16 protein-coding genes are annotated in these 22041 nt (G+C 39.3%); 10 read left to right on the forward strand and 6 right to left on the reverse strand.

The genetic code is table 11. The features are described from left to right. Positions 1 to 280: 280 nt before the first annotated feature. From ACTHJT_RS08705 to ACTHJT_RS08715, 3 genes are all read right to left on the reverse strand, one after another. Positions 281 to 1063, reverse strand: coding sequence for a TIGR02757 family protein (locus tag ACTHJT_RS08705; RefSeq protein ID WP_440237634.1), 783 nt, complete (start codon positions 1061 to 1063; stop codon positions 281 to 283). Between the two features lie 102 nt (positions 1064 to 1165). Next, entirely contained in the window at positions 1166 to 2308 is a 1143-nt protein-coding gene (locus ACTHJT_RS08710) for a LysM peptidoglycan-binding domain-containing protein (protein WP_440237635.1), read from the reverse strand. 7 nt (positions 2309 to 2315) lie between these two features. Beyond that, on the reverse strand, positions 2316 to 3125 hold the full coding sequence (locus ACTHJT_RS08715; protein WP_440237636.1) for a DUF4905 domain-containing protein: 810 nt from the start codon (positions 3123 to 3125) through the stop codon (positions 2316 to 2318). An 88-nt stretch (positions 3126 to 3213) separates the two neighbouring features. Between ACTHJT_RS08715 and kdsB the strand changes: the two genes are divergently transcribed. The 3 genes from kdsB (at position 3214) to ACTHJT_RS08730 (ending at position 7199) form a co-directional block, all read left to right on the forward strand. Then, positions 3214 to 3960 carry a 3-deoxy-manno-octulosonate cytidylyltransferase gene (gene kdsB, locus ACTHJT_RS08720; protein ID WP_440237637.1) on the forward strand — a complete coding sequence of 249 codons (747 nt, stop codon included), beginning with the start codon at positions 3214 to 3216 and terminating at the stop codon, positions 3958 to 3960. A gap of 589 nt (positions 3961 to 4549) precedes the next feature. Next, positions 4550 to 6337 carry an Ig-like domain-containing protein gene (locus ACTHJT_RS08725; RefSeq protein WP_440237638.1) on the forward strand — a complete coding sequence of 596 codons (1788 nt, stop codon included), beginning with the start codon at positions 4550 to 4552 and terminating at the stop codon, positions 6335 to 6337. Positions 6338 to 6698: 361 nt separating this feature from the next. Then, on the forward strand, positions 6699 to 7199 hold the full coding sequence (locus tag ACTHJT_RS08730) for a hypothetical protein (protein WP_440237639.1): 501 nt from the start codon (positions 6699 to 6701) through the stop codon (positions 7197 to 7199). Between the two features lie 38 nt (positions 7200 to 7237). On the opposite strand, the gene ACTHJT_RS08735 is transcribed toward ACTHJT_RS08730, so the two are convergent. The 3 genes from ACTHJT_RS08735 to ACTHJT_RS08745 form a co-directional block, all read right to left on the reverse strand. Further along, complete coding sequence (locus ACTHJT_RS08735; protein ID WP_440237640.1) at positions 7238 to 7909, reverse strand: heavy metal transporter; 672 nt, start codon at positions 7907 to 7909, stop codon at positions 7238 to 7240. 193 nt (positions 7910 to 8102) lie between these two features. Next, positions 8103 to 8438, reverse strand: coding sequence for a translation initiation factor (locus ACTHJT_RS08740; RefSeq protein ID WP_440237641.1), 336 nt, complete (start codon positions 8436 to 8438; stop codon positions 8103 to 8105). 301 nt (positions 8439 to 8739) lie between these two features. After that, on the reverse strand, positions 8740 to 11535 hold the full coding sequence (locus ACTHJT_RS08745) for a phosphoenolpyruvate carboxylase (protein WP_440237642.1): 2796 nt from the start codon (positions 11533 to 11535) through the stop codon (positions 8740 to 8742). Between the two features lie 240 nt (positions 11536 to 11775). On the opposite strand from ACTHJT_RS08745, the gene ACTHJT_RS08750 reads away from it, so the two are divergent. The 7 genes from ACTHJT_RS08750 to ACTHJT_RS08780 all read left to right on the forward strand — a co-directional run bounded on the left by ACTHJT_RS08750 (position 11776) and on the right by ACTHJT_RS08780 (position 22041). Next, positions 11776 to 12408 (forward strand): hypothetical protein, encoded by a 633-nt coding sequence (locus ACTHJT_RS08750; RefSeq protein WP_440237643.1) that lies wholly within the window; start codon positions 11776 to 11778, stop codon positions 12406 to 12408. Beyond that, positions 12395 to 12826, forward strand: coding sequence for an META domain-containing protein (locus ACTHJT_RS08755; protein WP_440237644.1), 432 nt, complete (start codon positions 12395 to 12397; stop codon positions 12824 to 12826). The genes ACTHJT_RS08750 and ACTHJT_RS08755 overlap by 14 nt, the downstream gene beginning before the upstream one ends. 6 nt (positions 12827 to 12832) lie before the next feature. Next, a complete protein-coding gene (locus ACTHJT_RS08760) occupies positions 12833 to 13075 on the forward strand; it encodes a hypothetical protein (RefSeq protein WP_440237645.1) in 243 nt (80 codons plus the stop codon). A 379-nt stretch (positions 13076 to 13454) separates the two neighbouring features. After that, positions 13455 to 14573, forward strand: a complete 1119-nt coding sequence (locus ACTHJT_RS08765) for an efflux RND transporter periplasmic adaptor subunit (protein WP_440237646.1) — start codon at positions 13455 to 13457, stop codon at positions 14571 to 14573. Positions 14574 to 14608: 35 nt separating this feature from the next. Further along, a complete protein-coding gene (locus tag ACTHJT_RS08770) occupies positions 14609 to 17776 on the forward strand; it encodes an efflux RND transporter permease subunit (protein ID WP_440237647.1) in 3168 nt (1055 codons plus the stop codon). Continuing rightward, the gene (locus tag ACTHJT_RS08775) at positions 17769 to 19238 is read left to right on the forward strand and encodes a TolC family protein (RefSeq protein ID WP_440237648.1); all 1470 of its coding nucleotides are present in this window, start codon (positions 17769 to 17771) and stop codon (positions 19236 to 19238) included. The genes ACTHJT_RS08770 and ACTHJT_RS08775 overlap by 8 nt, the downstream gene beginning before the upstream one ends. Positions 19239 to 19554: 316 nt before the next feature. Beyond that, a complete protein-coding gene (locus tag ACTHJT_RS08780; protein ID WP_440237649.1) occupies positions 19555 to 22041 on the forward strand; it encodes a PIG-L family deacetylase in 2487 nt (828 codons plus the stop codon).

The raw sequence follows: 22041 nt of genomic DNA on the forward strand, positions 1-22041 counted from the left end.
ATCCTTCCACTCTTTATAATTATAGCCCGAGCAACCGATGTGAATATTCATATAAATTATGTTTTTTGATATAAAAAATCTACAACAGAATTTAAGAACAAGTGTTACACGATTTGTTTATAGTATTACATCTCCTGCATATGGAAAATTTCCAAATAAAAAAAACACATTCACCGCAGGGAATTAAATCCATGAATAAACACGGCCGATTTTAATGCTCCTAAAAATGTTATTATTATCCGTTTGGAATTTGAGATTTGTATTTTGGAATTTACGAACGTCAGATCATTCCTTCCACCACACCCATTCCAAACAAAGCGAAATCATATTTGACCGGATCTTTGGGATCAAATTTTTTCAGGTTCTCTGTAAGTTCAACTGCCGTTTGCCAATCTACCTGGGTACGGGTGATAAGCCCCAGTTGCCGGGCAATCCGATCCACATGTACATCACATGGACATACCAGCTGGGCAGGTTGTATTTTTGTCCAGATACCAAAGTCTACTCCTTTTTTATCCTTGCGAACCATCCAGCGCAAAAACATATTCAGGCGTTTACAGGCAGATTTTGTTTCCGGTGAAGAAATATGCTTACGCGTGCGCTGCGGATGTTCAAATGAAAAAAAATAATTACGAAATGAGATCAAACCTCCTTCAGTATTGGTCGCTGATTTATTCATGCCTTTCAGGAATATTTCCTCCATCGACGTAAATTCTGTATAAAGTTCTTTTAACGCATAAACGAAATACAGCAGGTCTGTATCATTGAACGTACGATGAACAAAACCTTCCAGCTGTTTCAAATCAGTATCGGCATGCTGCGTAATAAATTGATAGGGTGCACCATCCATGCGTTCAATCAACTCCGTACACTTATTGATAATGGTTTTACGCTGCCCCCAGGCCAATACAGCGGCAATGAAGCCTGTAATCTCAATGTCCTGTTTATTTGTAAATCTATGCGGAATACAAACAGGGTCCAGTACGATGAAAGAATCTGTATTGTATTCTTTATACTTGGATTCCAATAATTTGTATAATGTATCTCTTGAATATTTATTCATAGGATTATTCATAAAACAAAATCCGGATTTCAGTTTTCATTTTAACTAAAATCCGGATCAAGTACTTAATTATATATAATGACAGCTTGCTTTTCAGAGATATTAAGGAATATACATCAATGTTGCTGAAAAGCGTGTACCAGTACCTCCCAGGCGCTCGTACGCTTTTTTAGAAATGCGTATGATTGTTTTCCCGTCTGCACCTGTATCTGTTAATTTGCCGATCACACGCACATAAACTTTTATTCCAGTGGATTCATTCGACAATTGAATAATTGTACCAACAGGAGCTGTTTTATGATATGCCAGGTATTTAGGCGTGTCCTGGTTATCCGGCATCAGATCCGCAAAACCGCTTTCAGTAATCTTTTTAAAATCAGAAGCAGGCACTGTTGGTTTCGTTGGTGTTGTTTGTGTCTGTTGCATGGTTTCCAGTTTCACCTTATCCTGCTGAAGTTGGATAGTGTCTGCTTCAGGATTTGTTGTTGTTGTTGTTGCGGGCTTTGCCGTTGTTGTTGTTGTTGTTGTGGTTGTGGTTGTGGTAGTAGTTGTTGTAGGAGGTTTTACAGGATTTGTAGTGGCAACAGCTGTTTGCGCTACTTCAGCACCTTCAACCTTTAATGTCTGGCCAACTTTTAATGAACCTACACCCGGGTTAGCTTTTTTAATATCTTCAACACTTACGTTGTATTTGCGGGCAATGGAGTACATTGTTTCGCCCGACTCAACTTTATGCTCTATGGTTTGTTTGCTTACTGCTGGTTTCGTAGTTTCCGTTTTTGTATTTGCAGGTTTCGATGTAGTCGAGGAACCTTTGGAAGGAAGGTTTAATTCCTGTCCAACACTGATTGAATTTGTTAATCCCGGATTCGCTTTCTTCAATTCATCAACCGAGATGGAATATTTCGTTGCAATGCTGTATAATGTTTCACCTGCAGCTACCGTATGTTTTTGAGCGCCTGCTGTAGTTGTAGTTGAAGCAGCCGGAACAGCTGCATTACTCGGCACATACAATACCTGGCCCACTTTCAAACCTGATGCCACTTCCGGATTATTTTGCTTGATCTCATCAACAGATACATTGTATTTTCTGGAAAGTGAGTATAATGTCTCGCCTGCAGCGATCCTGTGTAATACAAATAGTTTACCGTTCTTTCTTTCAACGCCTATTGAATCACACACACCTGCTTTAGAATACAAGCTTGTAGAAATGACCACGCATAAGATTAAAAAAAATCTATTCATTACTTTTTTACTTAATAACATAAGCACACATTTCATTATTATTTTTCACTACAACCAATTCATTATTCATAACGAAGAAAGTATCCATTCCAATACCCGATACCCCTTCTTTAAGTTTATCGTGAACTAAAACCGTACCATTTTCATCCGCTACAAGGATAAAGTTAGTCATTTTTTCACCTTCGTAAATATAATAAGAAATCAACACCTTATCGCCTTTCTCCAGATATTCTATCATTCGAATTGCCTTATGGTGGGTCAGAATTTCTATGTATTGCTGTATTTTGATAAAAAAAGAATTTTCTTCATCAAAATGAAACGGATACAGCACAGCTGTTTCTTCAGTACTTTTTTTCTTGTTAAAATTTGTAAAGAGTTCTTTCAATGAAACCTCTTTTAATACAGCCCCCGTGTTCCAATCGACCTTCAGGTAATTATTTTCATCCTGGTCTTTAGTAATGATTATAAAATCAGGCTCTGTATGCATTACCTGGGCATCCGTTTTACCCCATTTCAGCTTGCCGGATTTTCCGTCTATCACTGCAAAGCCACGTTGTTCGGGCATGTCCGGCTCGTTGAAGCCAACAAGCAGCACATTTCCTTTATCAGCCGCTTTCAAACTGCTCCACCAGGGATCCAGAACAGATAAGTCTGCCCAGCGAATCTTTTTCGCTGCCAGATCAATCCCATGAAAAAAGACTTTTCTTTTTTCACCATCCCGGGTTTCTACATACACCATCCCATGCTCGCTGTCTGCAATAATTTTCCATATTACGCCTGAAAATACTTCAGAAAATGAGGGTGTGCATAGAGACATAGTATTAATTTATTAAATTTAGAACAAAGGTAAGAAAAAGTTTTCAGTGCCTTTATTAAACCGTTACCATACTACTCAAAGTAAATTCATGTCTGCTTCTTTATCAATCGTAGCCATTATCCCGGCACGTTATGCCTCTACCCGATTCCCCGGAAAACCCCTGGTACACATTCATGGAAAAACAATGATTCAATGTGTATACGATCAGGTTAAAAATACCCCTGAAATTGCTGAAGTGGTAGTTGCTACCGATGATGACCGGATTGAAGCTGAAGTGCTGCGTTTTGGTGGAAGAGTAGTACGGACCAGACCTGAACACCCAAGCGGTACAGATCGCTGCTTTGAAGCTTATCAGAAATTAAATCAGCGCTTTGATTTTATCATCAATGTGCAGGGTGATGAGCCCTTCATTCAACCAGAACAAATCCGCACCCTCGCAGGCATTCTGACGCCCGATGCAGAATTGGCTACGCTGATCAAGAAAATAGAAGACGAAGAAACGCTCTTCAACCCCAACACGCCAAAAGTACTGGTTAATACCAAAAGTGAGGCCATCTACTTTAGCCGTCAGACAATACCATATCTGCGCCAATACACCGATAAGAAAGACTGGCTTCATAATCATACATTTTTTAAACACATAGGCATGTATGCCTATCGTCCGGATATTCTTGCGAAGATTACTGCCTTAAAACCTTCTGCACTGGAACTTGCAGAATCGCTTGAGCAATTGCGCTGGTTAGAGAATGGCTATTCAATACGCACAGCAGTAACAACAATAGAAACCGTTGGCATTGATACGCCAGAAGACCTTGCCCGGATTACAAAAAAATAAACAGCATATTAAACTTATCACACAAAACCTTCAATAGAGAACTCTGTTGAAGGCTTTTATTTTTCTGAAATTAAAAGGCCTGTTTTTTTTAAATAAAATGTTTACCAAAAGTGCTTTTAAAGCCCTGTTTGGTCATTTTAACAAATTGAAATAATTCTATAAATCAAAAAGAAATAAAACATTTTTATAATTTTTAAATTCTAATTTATGAATTAAAATCACGTTTTTATTACACTGATATCGGGAAGTTTACCACCTCTGATAAAAAATATTTATTGAGCAACAAATAAATACTAAAACTCACATTTATAGTTACTTATAAAAAAATAAATAAAAGAAATCACACGTTTATTTTAAAAAACCAGAACATAGACAGCTAATTTAATGGTTACTTTTTCCTTTTATCTGTTATCCATTACATAAAACTGTATAAATTATTCGAATAACCGAATTTTCACATAATATAATTTATTTAATAAAAACAAATCAACATTCTCTTTTCTAAAAAGCAGTTACGTTTTGATTCGGATAAACCCCAGCTGCTAAAATTTTAATAAAAATTTACTCAACTAACTAACCAAATTTTATTATGAAAAAACATCTCCTCTCCTCGCTCTTTTCACTGATGTTTGCAATTGTGTATACACATACACTTGCTCAAACTAATTCTGCTCCTGCAGTGGCATTAGTTGCTCCTGCAAACAATGCCACGTACATAGCTCCGGCTTCTGTATCGCTTGTTGCTGTTGCAACAGACGCTGACGGTACAATCGCCAAGGTAGAGTTCTTTAATGGGACTACCTTATTGCCAGGTTCTACAAACGTCCTGGCACCATATGATTTTACATGGACAGGTGTTGCTGCTGGAACTTATACCATCACCGCTAAAGCAACCGATAACAATGGTGCGGTAACAACTTCTGCTCCAGTAACAATTAAAGTATCAACGGTAACAAATATCCCTCCGGTTGTTACATTAACTGCTCAGGCTAACAATCCAACATACACAGCTCCGGCTTCTGTATCACTGGTAGCTATTGCAACAGACACTGACGGCACAATCGCCAAGGTAGAGTTCTTTAATGGGACTACCTTATTGCCAGGTTCTACAAACGTATTGGCACCATATGAATTTACATGGACAGGCGTTGCTGCAGGAACTTATACTATTACTGCTAAAGCAACTGATAATAATGGTGCAGTAACAACTTCTGAAGCTGTAACAATTAAAGTATCAACGGTAACAAATATTCCTCCGGTTGTTACATTAACTGCTCCGGCTAACAATGCAACGTACACAGCTCCGGTTTCTGTATCACTGGTAGCTGTTGCAACAGACACTGACGGTACAATCGCCAAGGTAGAGTTCTTTAATGGGACTACCTTACTGCCAGGATCTACAAACGTCTCTGCTCCATATGAATTTACATGGACAGGTGTTGCTGCAGGAACTTATACTATTACCGCTAAAGCAACCGATAACAAGGGTGCAGTAACAACTTCTGCGCCAGTAAAGATTAAAGTAGATACTTCGTCTGTCACCAATATCCCTCCGGTTGTAGCATTAGTTACTCCGGCAAACAATGCAACATATACAGCTCCGGCTTCTGTATCGCTTGTAGCTGTTGCAACAGACGCTGACGGCACAATTGCCAAAGTGGAATTCTTTAATGGCACTACCTTACTGCCAGGTTCTACAAACGTATTGGCACCATATGAATTTACATGGACAGGTGTTGCTGCAGGAACTTATACCATCACCGCTAAAGCAACCGATAACAAGGGTGCGGTAACAACTTCTGCCCCGGTAAAGATTAAAGTAGATACTTCGTCTGTCACCAATATCCTTCCGGTTGTTACATTAACTTCACCGGCAAACAACACTACATACACAGCTCCGGCTTCTCTATCACTGGTAGCAGTTGCAACAGACGCTGACGGTACAATTGCCAAAGTGGAATTCTTTAACGGTACTACGTTGTTACCTGGCTCTACAAATGTTCTGGCTCCATATGATTTTACATGGACAGGTGTTGCTGCAGGAACTTATACCATTACCGCTAAAGCAACCGATAACAAGGGTGCAGTAACAACTTCTGCCCCGGTAACGATTAAAGTAGACAGCGCATCTACTGTAAATGGAGTAATTATGGGCGCAAATCCATTTACAGATCAAACTACTGTAAAAATTCCATACGCATCTAATGTAGCTTTAACAATATCTATTAAAGATGTCAGTGGCATTACAGTATGGGAATCAAGTGGTTTACAAACAAATCAGACAATATACCTAGGCTCAGGTTTACCAACGGGAATCTACATTGTTACTGCCTATTATGCAGGTACAACTAAAGTATTCCGATTGATTAAAAACTAAATCTTCAGTTTCACTAACAAAAAAAGGGAGAGCGGTTGCTTTCCCTTTTTTTGTTATGCTTGTCTCGTCCTGAAATAAGTTGACATTATATTTTCACAGTCAAATCAAGCATATAAACAAATAATCCTTGCTAATATCAATTAACAAGGATTATCTTTAAACTATAAACTTAGGACGGGTCAATACGAGAATCTATTGATTGTTCAGCATACGTTATAAAGATGAAATCAATATACCTTATCCTGTTAATCACTCTATCAACAATCTGCTGCAATAAAAAAATGACGCAACGGAACAGGAAATCATTCTTATTTCAAGCAACTTTAATACAGACACAATATCGATCAAATCAACAGGAGATATGATTAAAGATCTGGCTGCCCTGTTAGACACGTTAGATCTCAATGCATACAACCCACCATATGTTGAATATTATTTTGGTCCGCCTAATCATGTACGGATTGACACAAGCGAATATGGAGATATTGATTCGGTAGGCATTGGCGGATTTTATATGGATACACATGACTATACGTATTACACCTATAACCCTAATGGCACCTTAAAAGAATTGCGGTTTGAAGCGAGTGACAGGGCCGACGGATATTATCAAACACGCTATTATTATTCAGCGAACAAGATCGACTCTATAACAACTATTAATCATTTTATAAATTTTATTTTGCAAAATAATAAAGTTGATAAAATTGAATCTGAGGAAATAAACAATAAAATCTATACACTCATCCCCGCTTATACAGAAGAAGGCAAGCTAAAAACGCTTGAAACAACAGACTGGATGGAAAATAAAAAAATTTCTTACCGAATTACCTATATAAAGAAATCGGGATTCTTTTTTTGAAGAATCCCGATTTACAACTATTATTCCAGTAAAACACTTTACTTCAATAATTGTGTGTAATGTGTTTTAACGAATGTCTGAATAGAATCATAAAAAGCATCCAGCTCCATTTCATCCAGGTCGATAATCACCTCTTCTGTATTTTTTAATACCAGTTTAATTTTTTCAAGAATATTTCTTTCATCCTTCATAAACGATATATATACAATATCCTTGATGAGGATGTTCCCTTCCCTTTCGTTGTTTTTATATTCAATACTATTATCTGTCAGTTTTAAAAAATCTTCATAATTGTTTACACCGGAAATAATTTTTTCTAAGATCGGAGGTACCATACATACTGCCACCCACAATATGAAACGAAACCATTTAACTTCGAAATTGAAATAAATATAACCCAAAATAAGAGGTATACAGCAATACATCATCAGCTGCATTCTTAGCTTGCTTTTACGGTTTCTGAATTCAATACCGCCATCTACTGCTTTCAATTTTACCGGAAACAAAATTTCTTCCCAAAGAATTAAAACCATAATAATCACTGCAACACTGGCAAGGAACATCCCAATATAAATATCCTGGTTCTGGTTCAAATCATGAATAGGAACAACAAAAATCTGATGCGATAAAAAACAGGCAATAATAAAAATTAGCAGTATAAGACCTATGCTGAATTCTTTTGGATAGGTTGGGCGTATAATATTTTTCATTATGGTTTTCTTTACAATTGATAGTTACGTTTATTTATACTCAAAATACACCTCAAAGTTGTATTGATTCTGTATATAATATATCCATTTTATTAACACAATAGTGACCAATGCTCTTTATCCTTATTGACATAAAAACAGTGTTGAAAATAAATTAAAAGATACAAAAAAAGTCCGTTAATAAACCTCTGCTCTACTTCACTTTATATCCCATCTCAGTTAACAAAGATACAATTCTGGCTTTAAAATCTCCCTGAATGAGAACTTCTCCATCTTTCACAGAGCCTCCAACACCAAGCTTATTTTTTAATTTTTTACCTAAATCTTCTAAATCTGCCGTTGTGCCAACAAATCCTGTTACAACGGATACAGTTTTTCCGGCACGTCCCTTACTATCAAGAATCACCTTTAGCTTCTGTTTATCAGCGGGTAAGGTTTCCATTTCCGGCACCTCTTCATACGAATAATTGAATTCATCATTGGTTGAATAAACTACTCCGGTTCGGCCTTTATGCTCTTTTTTTGCCATTAAATCACGTTTGTAATTTGTTGTAATTTTTTTTTTTAATACTTTAGCAGCATACTTTATACTAAACAGGATTGTCAAATGAAATATACGATAGTTTTTTTAACTGCGCTCGTTATAAGCTTAATTGCTTCTTGTGCACCGCAACATACATGTCCAACCTATTCAAACTCTGCTATTAAGTATCACCACCATCCAACACACCATTGAGTTGTGATTCCTGCTTAAGTTAGCATTAAAAATAAACATAAAAAAAACACCACGCATACAGCATGGTGTTTTTTTGCTTTAATAGCTCTTGGTATCAACCAGTATTTCTTAATGCCCCTGCAATTGCATTTACGGTAAGCAATAGTTCAGTCAGAATTTTATTGGCTTTTTCAGACTGCGGTTGAGTATTTACCTTTCTCCATTTACGAAGCAGCTCAATCTGATCGTAATGCAGATCATTTAATGCTTCTGCACGTAACACATTCGAATAATGATGGAAAGATCTCCTTACTTCAAATGGGTTGTCGAATAATAAGGCAAGCATTTTTTTTGTCTTATTGAATTCCTTCACAATCATATCCAGGATCTCGGTACGGATTTCCTCATCTTCAACAAGCGTTGCATAACTTCTGAAAATCTTTTCGTCTGTTGCTGCCAAACTCGTGTCCACATTGGTAAAGATGTAACGGATGATCGTATCACTCGCAGCCATCTTTTTCAGATATTCAAATTCTTCCGGCTGTTCTTTATAGAATGTTTCCAATGCATTTCCCACGCCATACCAGCTGGTGATATTAAAGCGCGACTGCGCCCAGCTGAATACCCATGGAATAGCACGTAGATCCGCCAGGGTACGCTTGCCGGAACGGCGTGCCGGACGGGAACCTATTTTACTTTGTTCGATTACATCGATCGGAGTAGCCTGACCAAAAAAAGTAATGAAGTTTTTATGGTTGATCAGCGCTGTATAGTAATCTTTACTTTTCTCTGCTAAATAATCCAGGTGCTTATCGAAACGATTCTTCTTATGTTTCGTGTGTTTATGCAAAATCGTATAACCCGCGGTACCTGCTTCCAGCAATTCAAGATTAAAGGCAGCATTGATCTTATTGGCATACTTCTGGGAAATTGTTTCTCCCTGTTCGGTCAATCGCATATCTCCCTGAATGGAATTATGCGGTAGTGTTTTAATGAACCACTGTGTAGGACCGGCGCCACGGCTGATGGAACCACCTTTGCCATGGAAGAAACGGATGCGTGCTCCATATTTCTTACCAACATCGACCAGTTTTAATTGTGTATTGGACAGATTCGACTGGCTGGCAAGAATACCACCGTCTTTATTACTATCGCTATACCCGATCATTACCTGCTGAACTTTCTCTTTTTCACCTTTATCCAAACGATGATACTCAAGACTGTTTTTAGTAATCGGATGTTCTAAGAATTTACTTAAAATGTGCGGACTGCCCTGTAAATCTTCAATCGTCTCAAATAATGGAACAACTGGCAATTTACATACAATGCCTTTTTCTGTTTTGATCAGGAGTCCGGCTTCTCTTGCCAGCAGGTACACCACCAGCAAATCTGAAGTAGAACGCGTCATGCTTACAATCAAAGAACCCAATGCTCTTGTACCATATTTTTCAACATGCTCTGAAACAACACGCAGGCATGATGTTACCGCTTCAGCTTCAGGCCCCAGTTTTGTGTTCGGATAAGAGAACGGACGAAGAGAAAGTAATTCTTTATTAATGAATTTACAACGTTCTTCTTCATTCAATGTGAGGAAGCGATCGCCATCCATAGACGCCGCATTCATTAACTGAGCAATCGCATTGTCATGGAATTTACTGTTCTGACGGATATCCAAATGTGCCAGGTGGAAACCAAACGTTTGTACCAAACGAGCCATTTCACGCACATCATTATACGCTATGGATTTTGCGCCCCACGCAATCAAAGCATCACGCAGAATTACCAGATCATCGATCAACTTAAGCGAATCGTTGTAGCTGTATGGTTTTTCATGTAAACTCAAACCATATCCTTTTTCTTCCTGCAAAGGAAGTTTCATCATTAATAATTCAATGTAAAAACGGAAAATCTCTCTGTTATTGGATTCGTTCTCCAACAAATGATGTTTGTTTGTTTCATCCAGCAACTCATTGATTCTTTTCTGCAGCGGCTTGGTTGTTTCCTTGAACAGGCAGGTAAAGCTTAAATTCTTTTCCAGCTTCTGTAATTGTCTGTGCATTAAAATAAATGCATTCAGACGAAACAGTTCAAGTGTTTCTCTGGTCACTTCGCTTGTTACCAGCGGGTGACCGTCGCGGTCACCGCCTACCCAGTTACCAAAAGAGATTTTAGGTAATTTTGTATAGGTTATTATCAGCTCCGGATCAAAGCCCATCTGCTCCCAGGCCATACCTAACCTGCGGTCAAGGATTGATACAACTTCCGGGAATACTGTTGTTAAGTAATGAAGTACGTTTGAACGTTCAGAACTTAAATCTGGTTTTTCAAGATAAATTTCACCGGTCCTCCAAAGACGGTCAAGCGTTAGTTTTATCTCTCTGCGGATTTCGTTCTTTTCAAGTTCAGTATAAGTAGAATCTTCCCAACGCAGAAACAGCAGATACAATTGTCTGTGGTGCTCCAATACGATGGTACGCTTAGCTTCAGTCGGGTGGGCTGTCAATACAGGCTCAATCCGCACATTACATAATTCTTCGGCAATTTGCTCCTGCGTTATTTTCTTTTGCTTGAGCATCTGCAGATTCTTACCCCATAAACCATTAACACTTGCAAGAGATTTTTCACTCTCATGCTTGCGACGCAATTTTACAGCTCCATTCTCTTCAGCCATGTTCAATAGCTGGAAAGCAATTGAATAGACCTGAATATGTTTTTCTGTAATCGAATCAGGGCTTACCTTTCCTTTTTTATTGATCCAGGGAATGTAACGCGCTAATTCTTCCTCTCCGTTCTCTACCAGTACCTCTTTGAAGCAATCTAAAAGAAATTCCAGGTTGTGGTACGTTTTACCTAATTTGTCTTGCGTCACTGTTAATGCACTCATCGGGTAGTAATATAAATTGCCAAGCATTAATGTAAAAAAATGGATTCATTTATGAATTTCCCTACAAGATAAAATATTTAAATTGAAAATCTTAAAATCGTTCAAAAAAAAATCGTTTAGTGGTGAATTTTTAACTTTAATCTTAGAATTAACATATATCAGTTCCTCTTTTCGTAATTCAGCTAGTGCTCTTTCAATAATAAAATGTAATTTGGGGACCATAATCTTCCCCTTTTAAAAAGAAAAATTTAAACGAATATTCCCTGCATGAAATCATTCTTATTCATAATCGGCTTTATCATACTCTCTCTCACTTCCTTTGCAAAAAAGCCTGGTCCGCCACCACTGGACAGCACAGGCAAAGATTATGGCTATTATTTTGACATCAAATTCACCAATCCAAAATCCTGGGATAGCACGTTATTTCTCGCCAAACGTTTTTTTGACAGCTGTTATTTTGAGAAATATAAGATTGTTGGAGTGGACTCCACCACGCATTCATTTAAGATTCGTGTAACTTCAAAATTAAAATCGCGGGGTATGTTAAAAAATACCCATAAGCCTGTGTATTCAAACTGTTACATGACATTCGATTATATCTTTTATTATTCTGAAACCGGTTTACGATGTAAAGTAAAACGCCTGGTGCATTACTATACCCTCAACAAAGAATCGGGATATATGGGAAATACCAATGGGAAAAAGACCATGCGCACAGAAACTGAAGCTATTGAAGTTCCAATGATCCAGACAGATTTAAAACTTGAAACAAAAAGAGTATTGCAGGAGGTAAATGAAGATATTACCAACAGTATCGCCCGCATACAGGCATATAAGTGGAACTATTATGTTAAACCAAAATCAAACGTGAAAAAAAGTATTGAGGATGATGATTATTAAAACCAGCTATATTTCCATTATCCTGTCCATTTTTTGTTTTGTTTCTGCATCTGCAAAATGGAACGAGTCGACATCTATCCCAGAATCTCTGGTAGGCAAATGGAATGTCGTGCAATTTCATTCAGTACGCAAAGATGCTTATCCTAAAAAACAGGGTGTAACGATCCAAATCGATGCAGACGGCATGACTACGGGCTTCGTTGGCTGCAATAGAATCCGTACCAGTTGTGTGGTTGATGATGACAGTATACACTTCGGAACTATTCTTTCCACAAGAAAGTTTTGCCAGAAAGAATATATGGATGTTGAGGATTACATGAAAGAAGTGCTCTCAAATTCCAACATGTTCATATTAAAGAACAATATGCTGACGTTGTTTTCCGGCAAAAAGAAACTTGTAACCTTTAGTAAAGAATAAGTGCTCATGTTTGTAAATCCCCGCGATCCGGATAATAAAGTTATTCATTCCAAAATCCTTGAATGGGTGTTGGCCTTTGAAGATATTCCCCGTGATGTACACGTTCAAACCCGTGAAATTACCTGTAATGACCCGGGGTGCAATCATACAGAGACCCATATTGATATTCTTGGCTCCAATAACTTCAAAAAAGTATTACTGATCCGTAAACCTCTCATTTATATCCGGAAATGGGATATTGTTTTTTAATTATTTAAATACTAATTTTTGAATTGGATTTCATTTCTTACCAATTTTCAGGTAAAGTAATCTATATACATTTTCTGGAAGAACTTTCTGGCGTTTGTTATTTAATTGCTAATCAAATAATTGCTTGTTTAGCCATGAAAAAATCAAAAAAAACCTCTTAAGTTCAGAATTGCCACATTTTTCAAATATATTTTTAAGAAAAAGTATTAGTATACGGATGTTTCAATAAAGAGTTCATATTTAATATAAAATTTTAAAACCCCTATAAATGAATACATTACACTCCTCCTGCATTAAGCCAACCCTTATATATCAAATCAATACTTAACCTTAATATACCCCTACAATGAAATTTACCACAAATTCTCGTAGCAATATTATGCGCGTAACAAATCCGTTTTCCCCGGTGAAAGCACTTCGGGAAAAATCTATCATGCTGCTATGTTTTGCAGCAGTACTATTTCAAACAGGTTGCGGCGAGCACCACCACAAAGTGGAACAAACAAAACTACTTGTTACAAGTCCATTAAAAAGAGATACCCTGACAACCAAAGAATATGTATGTCAGATACGTGCCATTCGTCACATTGAACTGAGAGCACTGGAAAAAGGATACCTTCAGGATTATTATGTTGATGAAGGAAAATCTGTAAAACAAGGTACATTAATGTTCCAGATTCTGCCGATCATGTACAAAGCAGATGTACAAAAAGCACAGGCAGAGATGAATTTTGCAGAAGTTGAATATATGACTACAAAAGCACTTGCAGACAGCAACGTGGTTTCAAAAAGCGAACTTTTGATGGCAAAGGCAAAACTTGACAAAGCAAAAGCTGAATTAGCATTGGCTCAGGTTCACCTTGGCTTCACAGAAATCAGAGCACCTTTTGACGGTATCATGGATAGATTGAATGTACGAAGAGGTAGTTTATTGAATGAAGGAGACTTGCTTTCATCTATTTCAGATATCAGCCAGATGTGGGTATACTTCAACGTTCCGGAAGCTGAATACCTGGATTACAAAACCAATCTTAAAAAAGATGATAAAATGAAAGTAAAGCTGAGAATGGCCAACAACAATATCTTCGGTTCCCAGGGTATTGTTGAAACAATCGAAGCAGATTTCAACAATGAAACAGGTAACATTGCATTCAGAGCAACATTCCCGAATCCGGATAAACTTTTAAGACACGGTGAAACGGGTAACGTAGTTGTAGAAGTACCGCTTAAAGGTGCTTTGCTTATCCCGCAAAAAGCGACATTCGAAGTTCTTAACGCACGTTATGTGTATGTAGTAGATAAAGACAATGTGATCAAATCAAGAGAAATCAAAGTCAGCTACGAATTACCAAATATATATGTGGTTACTGACGGTATTAAGGAAACAGATAAAATCCTTCTTGAAGGTCTGCGTCTTGTGAATGAGAATGACAAGATCACATACGACTTTAAAGATCCTAAAGAAGTTATCACACACTTGAACCTGCTTGCCGAATAACATAACTCATAACTCAGGTATAAAAAAGACATAACATGTTTCAACAGTTTATACGTAGACCAGCATTGGCGATTGTAATTTCGCTGGTGATTATGTTCATGGGTTTGCTGGCAATCAAAACCTTACCCAAATCTCAGTTCCCGGATATTGCGCCACCAATGATTGTGGTATATGCTTCATACCCGGGAGCCAGTTCAACCGTACTTACAAACTCTGTACTTATCCCGCTTGAACAGGCCATCAACGGTGTTCCGGGCATGAAGTACATGTTTACTACAGGTGCCAGTTCTGGTGAGGCCAACTTACAGATTGTATTCGATCTGGGAACCGACCCCAACCAGGCGCTGGTAAATATCCAGAACCGTATTGAGCAGATGAAGATGCGTCTTCCACCGCTTGTACAGCTGGAAGGTATCATTGTACAGCGTCTGATGCCAAACATGCTGATGTATGTCGATGTGTACGGTAAAGATACATCCAAGGTAGATATGAAGTATATCTTCAACTATACTTACATTAACATGCTCCCTGAATTACAGCGTGTGAAAGGTGTGGGTCTTGCCCGTATCCTTGGTAGCCGCCAGTACTCCATGCGTGTATGGTTAAATCCGGATCGTATGCGAGCCTATAATATTTCTTCGGAAGAAATCATGACTTCGCTGAGTGAGCAAAGTATCATCGGTTCTCCGGGAAGGATTGGTAGAGCAGATAGCAAAGCATCAGAAGCAATTGAGTATGTATTGACTTATCCAGGCCGATATGAATTTGAATCACAATACCAGGATGTAATCATCCGTGCCAATTCACAAGGTGAGGTATTACGTTTGAAAGATGTAGCAACCGTAGAATTAGGCAGCGAGTATTATGATATCTATTCAAACAAAGATGAATTCCCTTCTGCGGCGATCACTATTAACCAGGCTGCTGGTAGTAATGCAACAGAAGTAATTGAAGAACTGAAAGTAAAACTGGAAGAACTTAAAAAGACTTTCCCTCCCGGCATTGATTACGAGATTAACTATGACGTATCTACTTTCTTGGATGCATCAACAGAAGAAGTAATCCATACCCTGAGAGATGCCTTTATTCTGGTTTCGATTGTAGTATTCATTTTCCTTGGAGACTGGCGTTCAACGCTTATTCCGATCCTGGCCGTTCCGGTATCCTTGATTGGTGCGTTCTTCATGATGCAGGCATTCGGTCTGAACATCAACTTAATTACACTCTTTGCACTCGTACTTGCTATCGGTATTGTGGTCGATGATGCCATTGTTGTGGTGGAGGCCGTCCATGCGAAGATGGAAGAGAAGCACTGTTCTCCTTACATGGCTGTAAAAGAAGTATTAGGAGAAATCAGCGGCGCAATCATTGCCATCACCTTATTGATGACCTCTGTATTCGTTCCGGTAGCATTCATGACCGGTCCGGTAGGTATCTTCTTCAGACAGTTTGCCATTACCATGGCTTCATCTATTGTTATCTCAGGGGTTGTAGCCTTAACGCTTACTCCTGTATTGTGTGCCATGATCTTAAAAAATACACATGGCCAGCCAAGAAAGAAAACAATGATGAACCGCTTTATCGATTCATTCAACAGAGTGTTCGAAAAAGTTACCGGCAAATATGTTGGCATCTTACGTGTAATTGCCAACAGAAAAATGGTAACCGTAGGTTTATTGATCGCCTTCTCTGTTTTCACATTAGGCATTACAAGAATCCTTCCTTCAGGTTTCGTACCGTCTGAAGATCAGGGTATGATCTATGCCGTATTACAGACTCCTCCAGGTTCTACACTTGAAAGAACATATGAGGTCAGTAGACAGTTACAGGAAGCCTGTAAAAAAATTGAAGGTATACGATCTGTATCAGCTTTGGCCGGATATGAGATTTTAACACAGGGACGTGGATCCAACTCCGGTACCTTACTGATCAACTTAAAGCCATGGAATGACAGAGATCATACGGTTGTTGAGATCATTGAAGAGCTGGAAGAACTGACCAAGGAGATACCGGGAGCTAAAATAGAATTCTTCGGTCCGCCTGCGGTACCCGGTTATGGAGCGGCCGGTGGTATTGGTCTGCAGCTGCTGGATAAAAACACCACCATCAATTACGAGAGACTGGATGGTGTTACGAAGAAGTTCATGAAGGACCTTGAGAAGAGAAAAGAATTAACCGCATTATTTACATTCTACAGAACCGACTATCCGCAGTACGAGCTGGAGATTGATAACCAGCTGGCGATGCAGAAAGGTGTTTCCATCAAACGTGCCATGGACAACATCTCAATCATGATCGGTAGTACATACGATATCGGTTTCATTAAATTCGGTCGTTTCTTTAAAGTATTCGTTCAGGCTGATCCATCCTTCAGAAAATTACCTACAGACATTCTGAAGCTTTATGTAAAAAATGATAAAGGAGACCAAGTTCCTTATTCATCTTTCATGAAGATCAAGAAGACACAGGGTATTTATGAAATCAACCGATATAACATGTATACCACAGCTTCTATACGTTGTTCTCCTTCGCCCGGATACAGTAGTGGTGAAGCGATTGAAGCAATCAAGGAAGTAGCTGCCACTACCCTTCCTAAAGGTTATGACATTGACTGGTCAGGTCTTCAGAAAGATGAGGTTGCCCGTGGAAATGAAGCTGTATACATCTTCCTGATTGTATTGGTATTCGTGTACCTGGTACTTGCAGCACAATATGAAAGTTTCATTCTTCCGATGGTTGTAATCCTGTCTTTACCGGCAGGGGTATTCGGAGCCTTCCTGTTAATCAAAACAACTGGTATGGCAAACGATATCTACGGCCAGGTTGCCTTGGTTATGCTTGTTGGTTTGCTTGGTAAGAATGCCGTGTTGATCGTGGAATATGCCGTGATGAAGCACAATGAAGGAATGACCGTGCTGGAAGCTGCCATTGAAGGTGCCAAAGCCCGTTTCAGACCAATCTTGATGACTTCGTTCGCCTTCATTGCAGGTTTGATTCCATTGATCTTTGCCCATGGCCCGGGTGCTATCGGTAACAAGACAATCGGAGCTGCTTCTCTCGGAGGTATGTTATTCGGAACTATATTCGGGGTAATCATCGTCCCGGGATTGTACTACATCTTCGGCAGTATTGCTGAAGGCCGCAAAATGATTAAAGATGAAGATTTTGATCCATTAAGTGAAGATAAGAACCACCATGTTTAAAAAAACCACATATCAAAGCCTTATAGCAGCCTCTCTGGCGCTAATGGTTTGGGCATGTGCCCCTTCTGTTACACAAAAGACTGCCAACAAAAATGTACCTGCGAACTTCGGTTCGCAGGATACTGCAAACGCCAAAATTCAAAATACCAAGGACACAGTAAATACTGCAGAGGTTGACTGGAAAAAGTATTTTACAGATCCGAATCTGATTGGCTTGATTGATACTGCCCTGCAGAACAACCAGGAGCTGAACATCATGCTGTATGAAATCAACATCGCACAGGCTGAAGTAAGAGCCCGTAAAGGACGGATCTTCCCTACAGTTGATATTGGTGTTGGAGCAGGTGTGGAAAAAGTCGGAAGACATACCCGTTATGGTGCGATCGATAATACGCCGGGTGTTGAGATTGAACCAGGTAAATCCATTCCCGAGGTGTTGCCTGATTATATGATTGGTGCAAACCTATCCTGGGAAGTAGATATCTGGAAAAAGTTACGCAATGCCAAACGTGCTGCTGTGCACAGATACCTGGCTTCTGTTGAAGGAAGAAATTTCATGATAACCAATCTCGTTTCTGAAATAGCAAGCACCTATTATGAATTAATGGCGCTGGATAATCAACTTGATATCTTAAAAAAGAACATTGCCATCCAGAACGACGCCCTTAAAACCGTACGTATGGAAAAGCAATCTGCCAGAGTTTCTGAGTTGGCTGTACGCCGATTTGAAGCACAGGTATATTATACACAAAGCCTTCAGTTCAGCATCCAGCAGAAGATCGTTGAAACAGAGAACAGACTGAACTTCCTGGTGGGTAGGTATCCAACACCGATCACAAGAAATTCAGCATCATTCATCAACATCATTCCGGATACGATACATGCTGGTGTTCCTTCGCAATTATTACAAAACCGTTATGATATTAAAAAAGCTGAAGAACAACTGGAAGCTGCAAAACTTGATGTTAAGGTTGCTAAAGCAAACTTCTACCCTGTATTGCGCATTACAGGCGGCATTGGTTATGAAGCCTTCAATCCGAAGCTTATCATCAGCAGTCCGGAATCCATGCTCTTTTCTTTAGGCGGAACATTAGTAGCACCATTGATCAACAGAGCAGAAATTAAAGCAATGTATCTGGGTGCGAACGCAAAACAGGTACAGGCAGCATATAATTATGAACGTACATTGTTAAATGCTTATATCGAAGTAGCAAACCAATTGGCTAAAATCAACAACCTGGGTAAAAGCTACGAACTACAGGCATTACAAGTACAGGCACTGAATGAATCTGTTACCATTTCAACAGGCTTGTTTGCTTCTGCAAGAGCTGATTATATGGAAGTATTATTAACGCAGCGTGATGCGTTGGAATCAAAAATGGAACTTATTGAAACTAAAAAAAATCAGATCAATGCAATGGTATACTTCTACCGTTCATTAGGTGGTGGCTGGAAAAAATAAGCACTACATAGTCATTTAAGATAAAGCTGGAAGTTTTTGTTTTCGTTTGGTTGTTTTAGGGGTACTAAACGGATTCAAGGCTTCCAGTGATTTTTTATAAGCAGCACATACTGCGCTTGTCAAGCCTTCCTTCATAACCTCATTTATAAAAATAATAGCTCTGACTATCAAGCATATTATTTTATACAACCAGCAATAATGAACTTTTTAAGAAGTTCAATTGTAACAAGTTAACATATTTCAAAGAACTTCTGACGTGTTGTTATACAAACATGTTTTTTATACCTTGTCTTTCCATATTATCTTTTAGCATTTCATGAAAAGAATACTGATCCTTTTCCTTGCGGTACTGTTTCGTTGCAGCTATCTGCAGGCACAATCAACAGCCGTATCTTCTGCAGATATTCTCCAAAAGCTTCATAAATTAAATACCGTTGGATCGGTATTGTATATTGCAGCACACCCCGACGATGAAAATACACGTCTCCTTCCTTATCTTACTTACGAACGCAAGCTACGAACCGGTTACCTGTCGCTAACACGAGGCGACGGCGGACAAAATCTGATCGGTAAGGAGCAGGGCGAACCGCTGGGTCTCATCCGTACAGAAGAGCTGCTCGCAGCAAGACATATCGACGGGGCAGAACAATTCTTCACCCGTGCAAATGATTTCGGGTTTTCAAAAAATCCTGACGAGACTTTTGGCTTCTGGAACAAAGACAGTATACTCGCAGATGTTGTATGGGTAATCCGTAATTTTAAACCTGATGTGATCATCACCCGCTTCCCTACAACCGGTGAAGGCGGCCACGGGCACCACACAGCTTCTGCCATACTTGCCATTGAAGCATTCACTGCAGCAGCAGATCCTAAACGTTTTCCCGAGCAATTAAAATATACAGAAGTATGGCAGGCCAAACGCATCTTCTGGAATACCTTCAGCTTTGGTACAATCAACACCACATCCGAGAGCCAGATAAAAATTGACATCGGGGGTTATAACCCGTTATTAGGAAAATCATACGGAGAGCTTGCTTCCGAAAACAGGTCCATGCACAAAAGCCAGGGCTTCGGCACAGCGAAGACCCGCGGCCAAACAATCGAATACTTTAAGCAACTGGGTGGCGATTCCGTTTCAAAAGATATTTTTGAAAACATCAATATCAGCTGGAACCGCTTCCCTGCGGCAGCGAAGCTTTCAAAATCACTCGACAAGATCATTGCCAAATACAATGCTCAGCAGCCTCAGTTAATCGTGACGGATCTGGTGGCCTTTTACAAACAACTGCAAGCATTGAATGAAACAGACGCGACCTTACGTTCCTGGAAAAAATATGCACTGAAAGAAACTGAAGAGCTGCTGCTTGCATCTTCGGGTTTGTGGATGGAAGCCTATGCTGCAGATTACATAGCAATCCCCGGCAATGATATTGCTACTACCGTACAGATCATTAACAGGAATAAAAACCTGGTAACTGTAAATGCAATCCGTTATATTAATCAGGATACTGCATGTACGCTGACGTTAAAACCAAATGAACTGTATACATTGAAACATGCGGACAAATTGCCTAAAGAATTTTCGTATTCAAATCCATATTGGCTTAATCAAAAACATAGCCCGGGATTGTATACCGTTTCAAATCCGCTGCTAATAGGTAAACCGAAGAATGATCCTGCGGCAACTGTTGTATTTACAGTAACCATAGAGGGTTTACAATTATCCGTTACACGTCCGGTTGTGTATAGATATACTGACCCGGTTAAAGGAGAAATTTACCGTCCGCTCGAAATCCTTCCGGCAGCTATGATAAATATTGCCGAGCGTGTATATGTATTCAATGATACGCTTCCTAAAAATATTTCCTTTGTTGTAAAAGCCAATATGGCCAACGTCAGCGGAACGCTTGACTGGCAGCTGCCGGAAGACTGGAGAGCAACCTCTGCAAACAATTCCTTCAAACTAAATGCAAAAGGCGATGAAGCACTTATTACAATTTCCATTCAGCCTTCGGCGAGCAGTCTGAGCGGAAAAATTTCTGCGTTCATAAACGTAAACGGAGAACGTTTTAGCAAAGGAATTACCCGTATTGAATACGACCACATTCCATATCAATTCATTTTAACAGATGCAGAAGCTACTATCGTGCATATGGATCTACGTACAGCGGGAAAAAATATAGGCTATATCCCCGGTGCGGGCGACGATGTAGTGGCATGCCTGAAACAAGTCGGTTATAACGTCACGATCTTAACGGATGATTTATTAGACAAAGGTGATTTGAAACAATACAATGCTATTGTAACAGGTATCCGTGCATATAATACAAACGACCGCTTACAGATATATTATAAAACGTTGATGCAGTATGTGGAACAAGGCGGCAATCTCGTTGTGCAATACAACACGAACAACCGTATCGGTCCGTTGCTGGCAAAGATCGGCCCCTATCCGTTTACGATCTCCAGAGACCGCGTAACAGATGAGCAGGCAGAAGTGCGTATCCTGCAACCGGCGCACGTTGTATTTCAATATCCGAATAAGATCAATTCAACCGATTTCAACGGATGGATTCAGGAACGTGGAATTTATTTTGCAACGGAAGCAGATACACATTATCAATCTATGTTATCCTTGAATGACCCCAATGAAAAACCGCACGAAGGCAGTTTAATCGTGACACCATATGGAAAAGGGAACTTTGTTTATACTGGCCTGGTATTCTTCCGCGAGCTGCCGGCCGGCGTTCCCGGCGCATACCGCTTGTTTATAAACTTATTAAGCATTCCGGAAAATAAATAA

It is taken from the genome of Cytophaga sp., assembly GCF_051961495.1.
Classification (GTDB): domain Bacteria; phylum Bacteroidota; class Bacteroidia; order Cytophagales; family Cytophagaceae; genus Cytophaga.

What these genes read in the sequence shown, in the direction of transcription:
- ACTHJT_RS08705 (WP_440237634.1), bottom strand. Translation starts at nt 1,063, where the DNA reads ATGAATAAATATTCAAGAGATACATTATACAAATTATTGGAATCCAAG.
- ACTHJT_RS08710 (WP_440237635.1), bottom strand. Translation starts at nt 2,308, where the DNA reads ATGAATAGATTTTTTTTAATCTTATGCGTGGTCATTTCTACAAGCTTG.
- ACTHJT_RS08715 (WP_440237636.1), bottom strand. Translation starts at nt 3,125, where the DNA reads ATGTCTCTATGCACACCCTCATTTTCTGAAGTATTTTCAGGCGTAATA.
- kdsB (WP_440237637.1), top strand. Translation starts at nt 3,214, where the DNA reads ATGTCTGCTTCTTTATCAATCGTAGCCATTATCCCGGCACGTTATGCC.
- ACTHJT_RS08725 (WP_440237638.1), top strand. Translation starts at nt 4,550, where the DNA reads ATGAAAAAACATCTCCTCTCCTCGCTCTTTTCACTGATGTTTGCAATT.
- ACTHJT_RS08730 (WP_440237639.1), top strand. Translation starts at nt 6,699, where the DNA reads ATGATTAAAGATCTGGCTGCCCTGTTAGACACGTTAGATCTCAATGCA.
- ACTHJT_RS08735 (WP_440237640.1), bottom strand. Translation starts at nt 7,909, where the DNA reads ATGAAAAATATTATACGCCCAACCTATCCAAAAGAATTCAGCATAGGT.
- ACTHJT_RS08740 (WP_440237641.1), bottom strand. Translation starts at nt 8,438, where the DNA reads ATGGCAAAAAAAGAGCATAAAGGCCGAACCGGAGTAGTTTATTCAACC.
- ACTHJT_RS08745 (WP_440237642.1), bottom strand. Translation starts at nt 11,535, where the DNA reads ATGCTTGGCAATTTATATTACTACCCGATGAGTGCATTAACAGTGACG.
- ACTHJT_RS08750 (WP_440237643.1), top strand. Translation starts at nt 11,776, where the DNA reads ATGAAATCATTCTTATTCATAATCGGCTTTATCATACTCTCTCTCACT.
- ACTHJT_RS08755 (WP_440237644.1), top strand. Translation starts at nt 12,395, where the DNA reads ATGATGATTATTAAAACCAGCTATATTTCCATTATCCTGTCCATTTTT.
- ACTHJT_RS08760 (WP_440237645.1), top strand. Translation starts at nt 12,833, where the DNA reads ATGTTTGTAAATCCCCGCGATCCGGATAATAAAGTTATTCATTCCAAA.
- ACTHJT_RS08765 (WP_440237646.1), top strand. Translation starts at nt 13,455, where the DNA reads ATGCGCGTAACAAATCCGTTTTCCCCGGTGAAAGCACTTCGGGAAAAA.
- ACTHJT_RS08770 (WP_440237647.1), top strand. Translation starts at nt 14,609, where the DNA reads ATGTTTCAACAGTTTATACGTAGACCAGCATTGGCGATTGTAATTTCG.
- ACTHJT_RS08775 (WP_440237648.1), top strand. Translation starts at nt 17,769, where the DNA reads ATGTTTAAAAAAACCACATATCAAAGCCTTATAGCAGCCTCTCTGGCG.
- ACTHJT_RS08780 (WP_440237649.1), top strand. Translation starts at nt 19,555, where the DNA reads ATGAAAAGAATACTGATCCTTTTCCTTGCGGTACTGTTTCGTTGCAGC.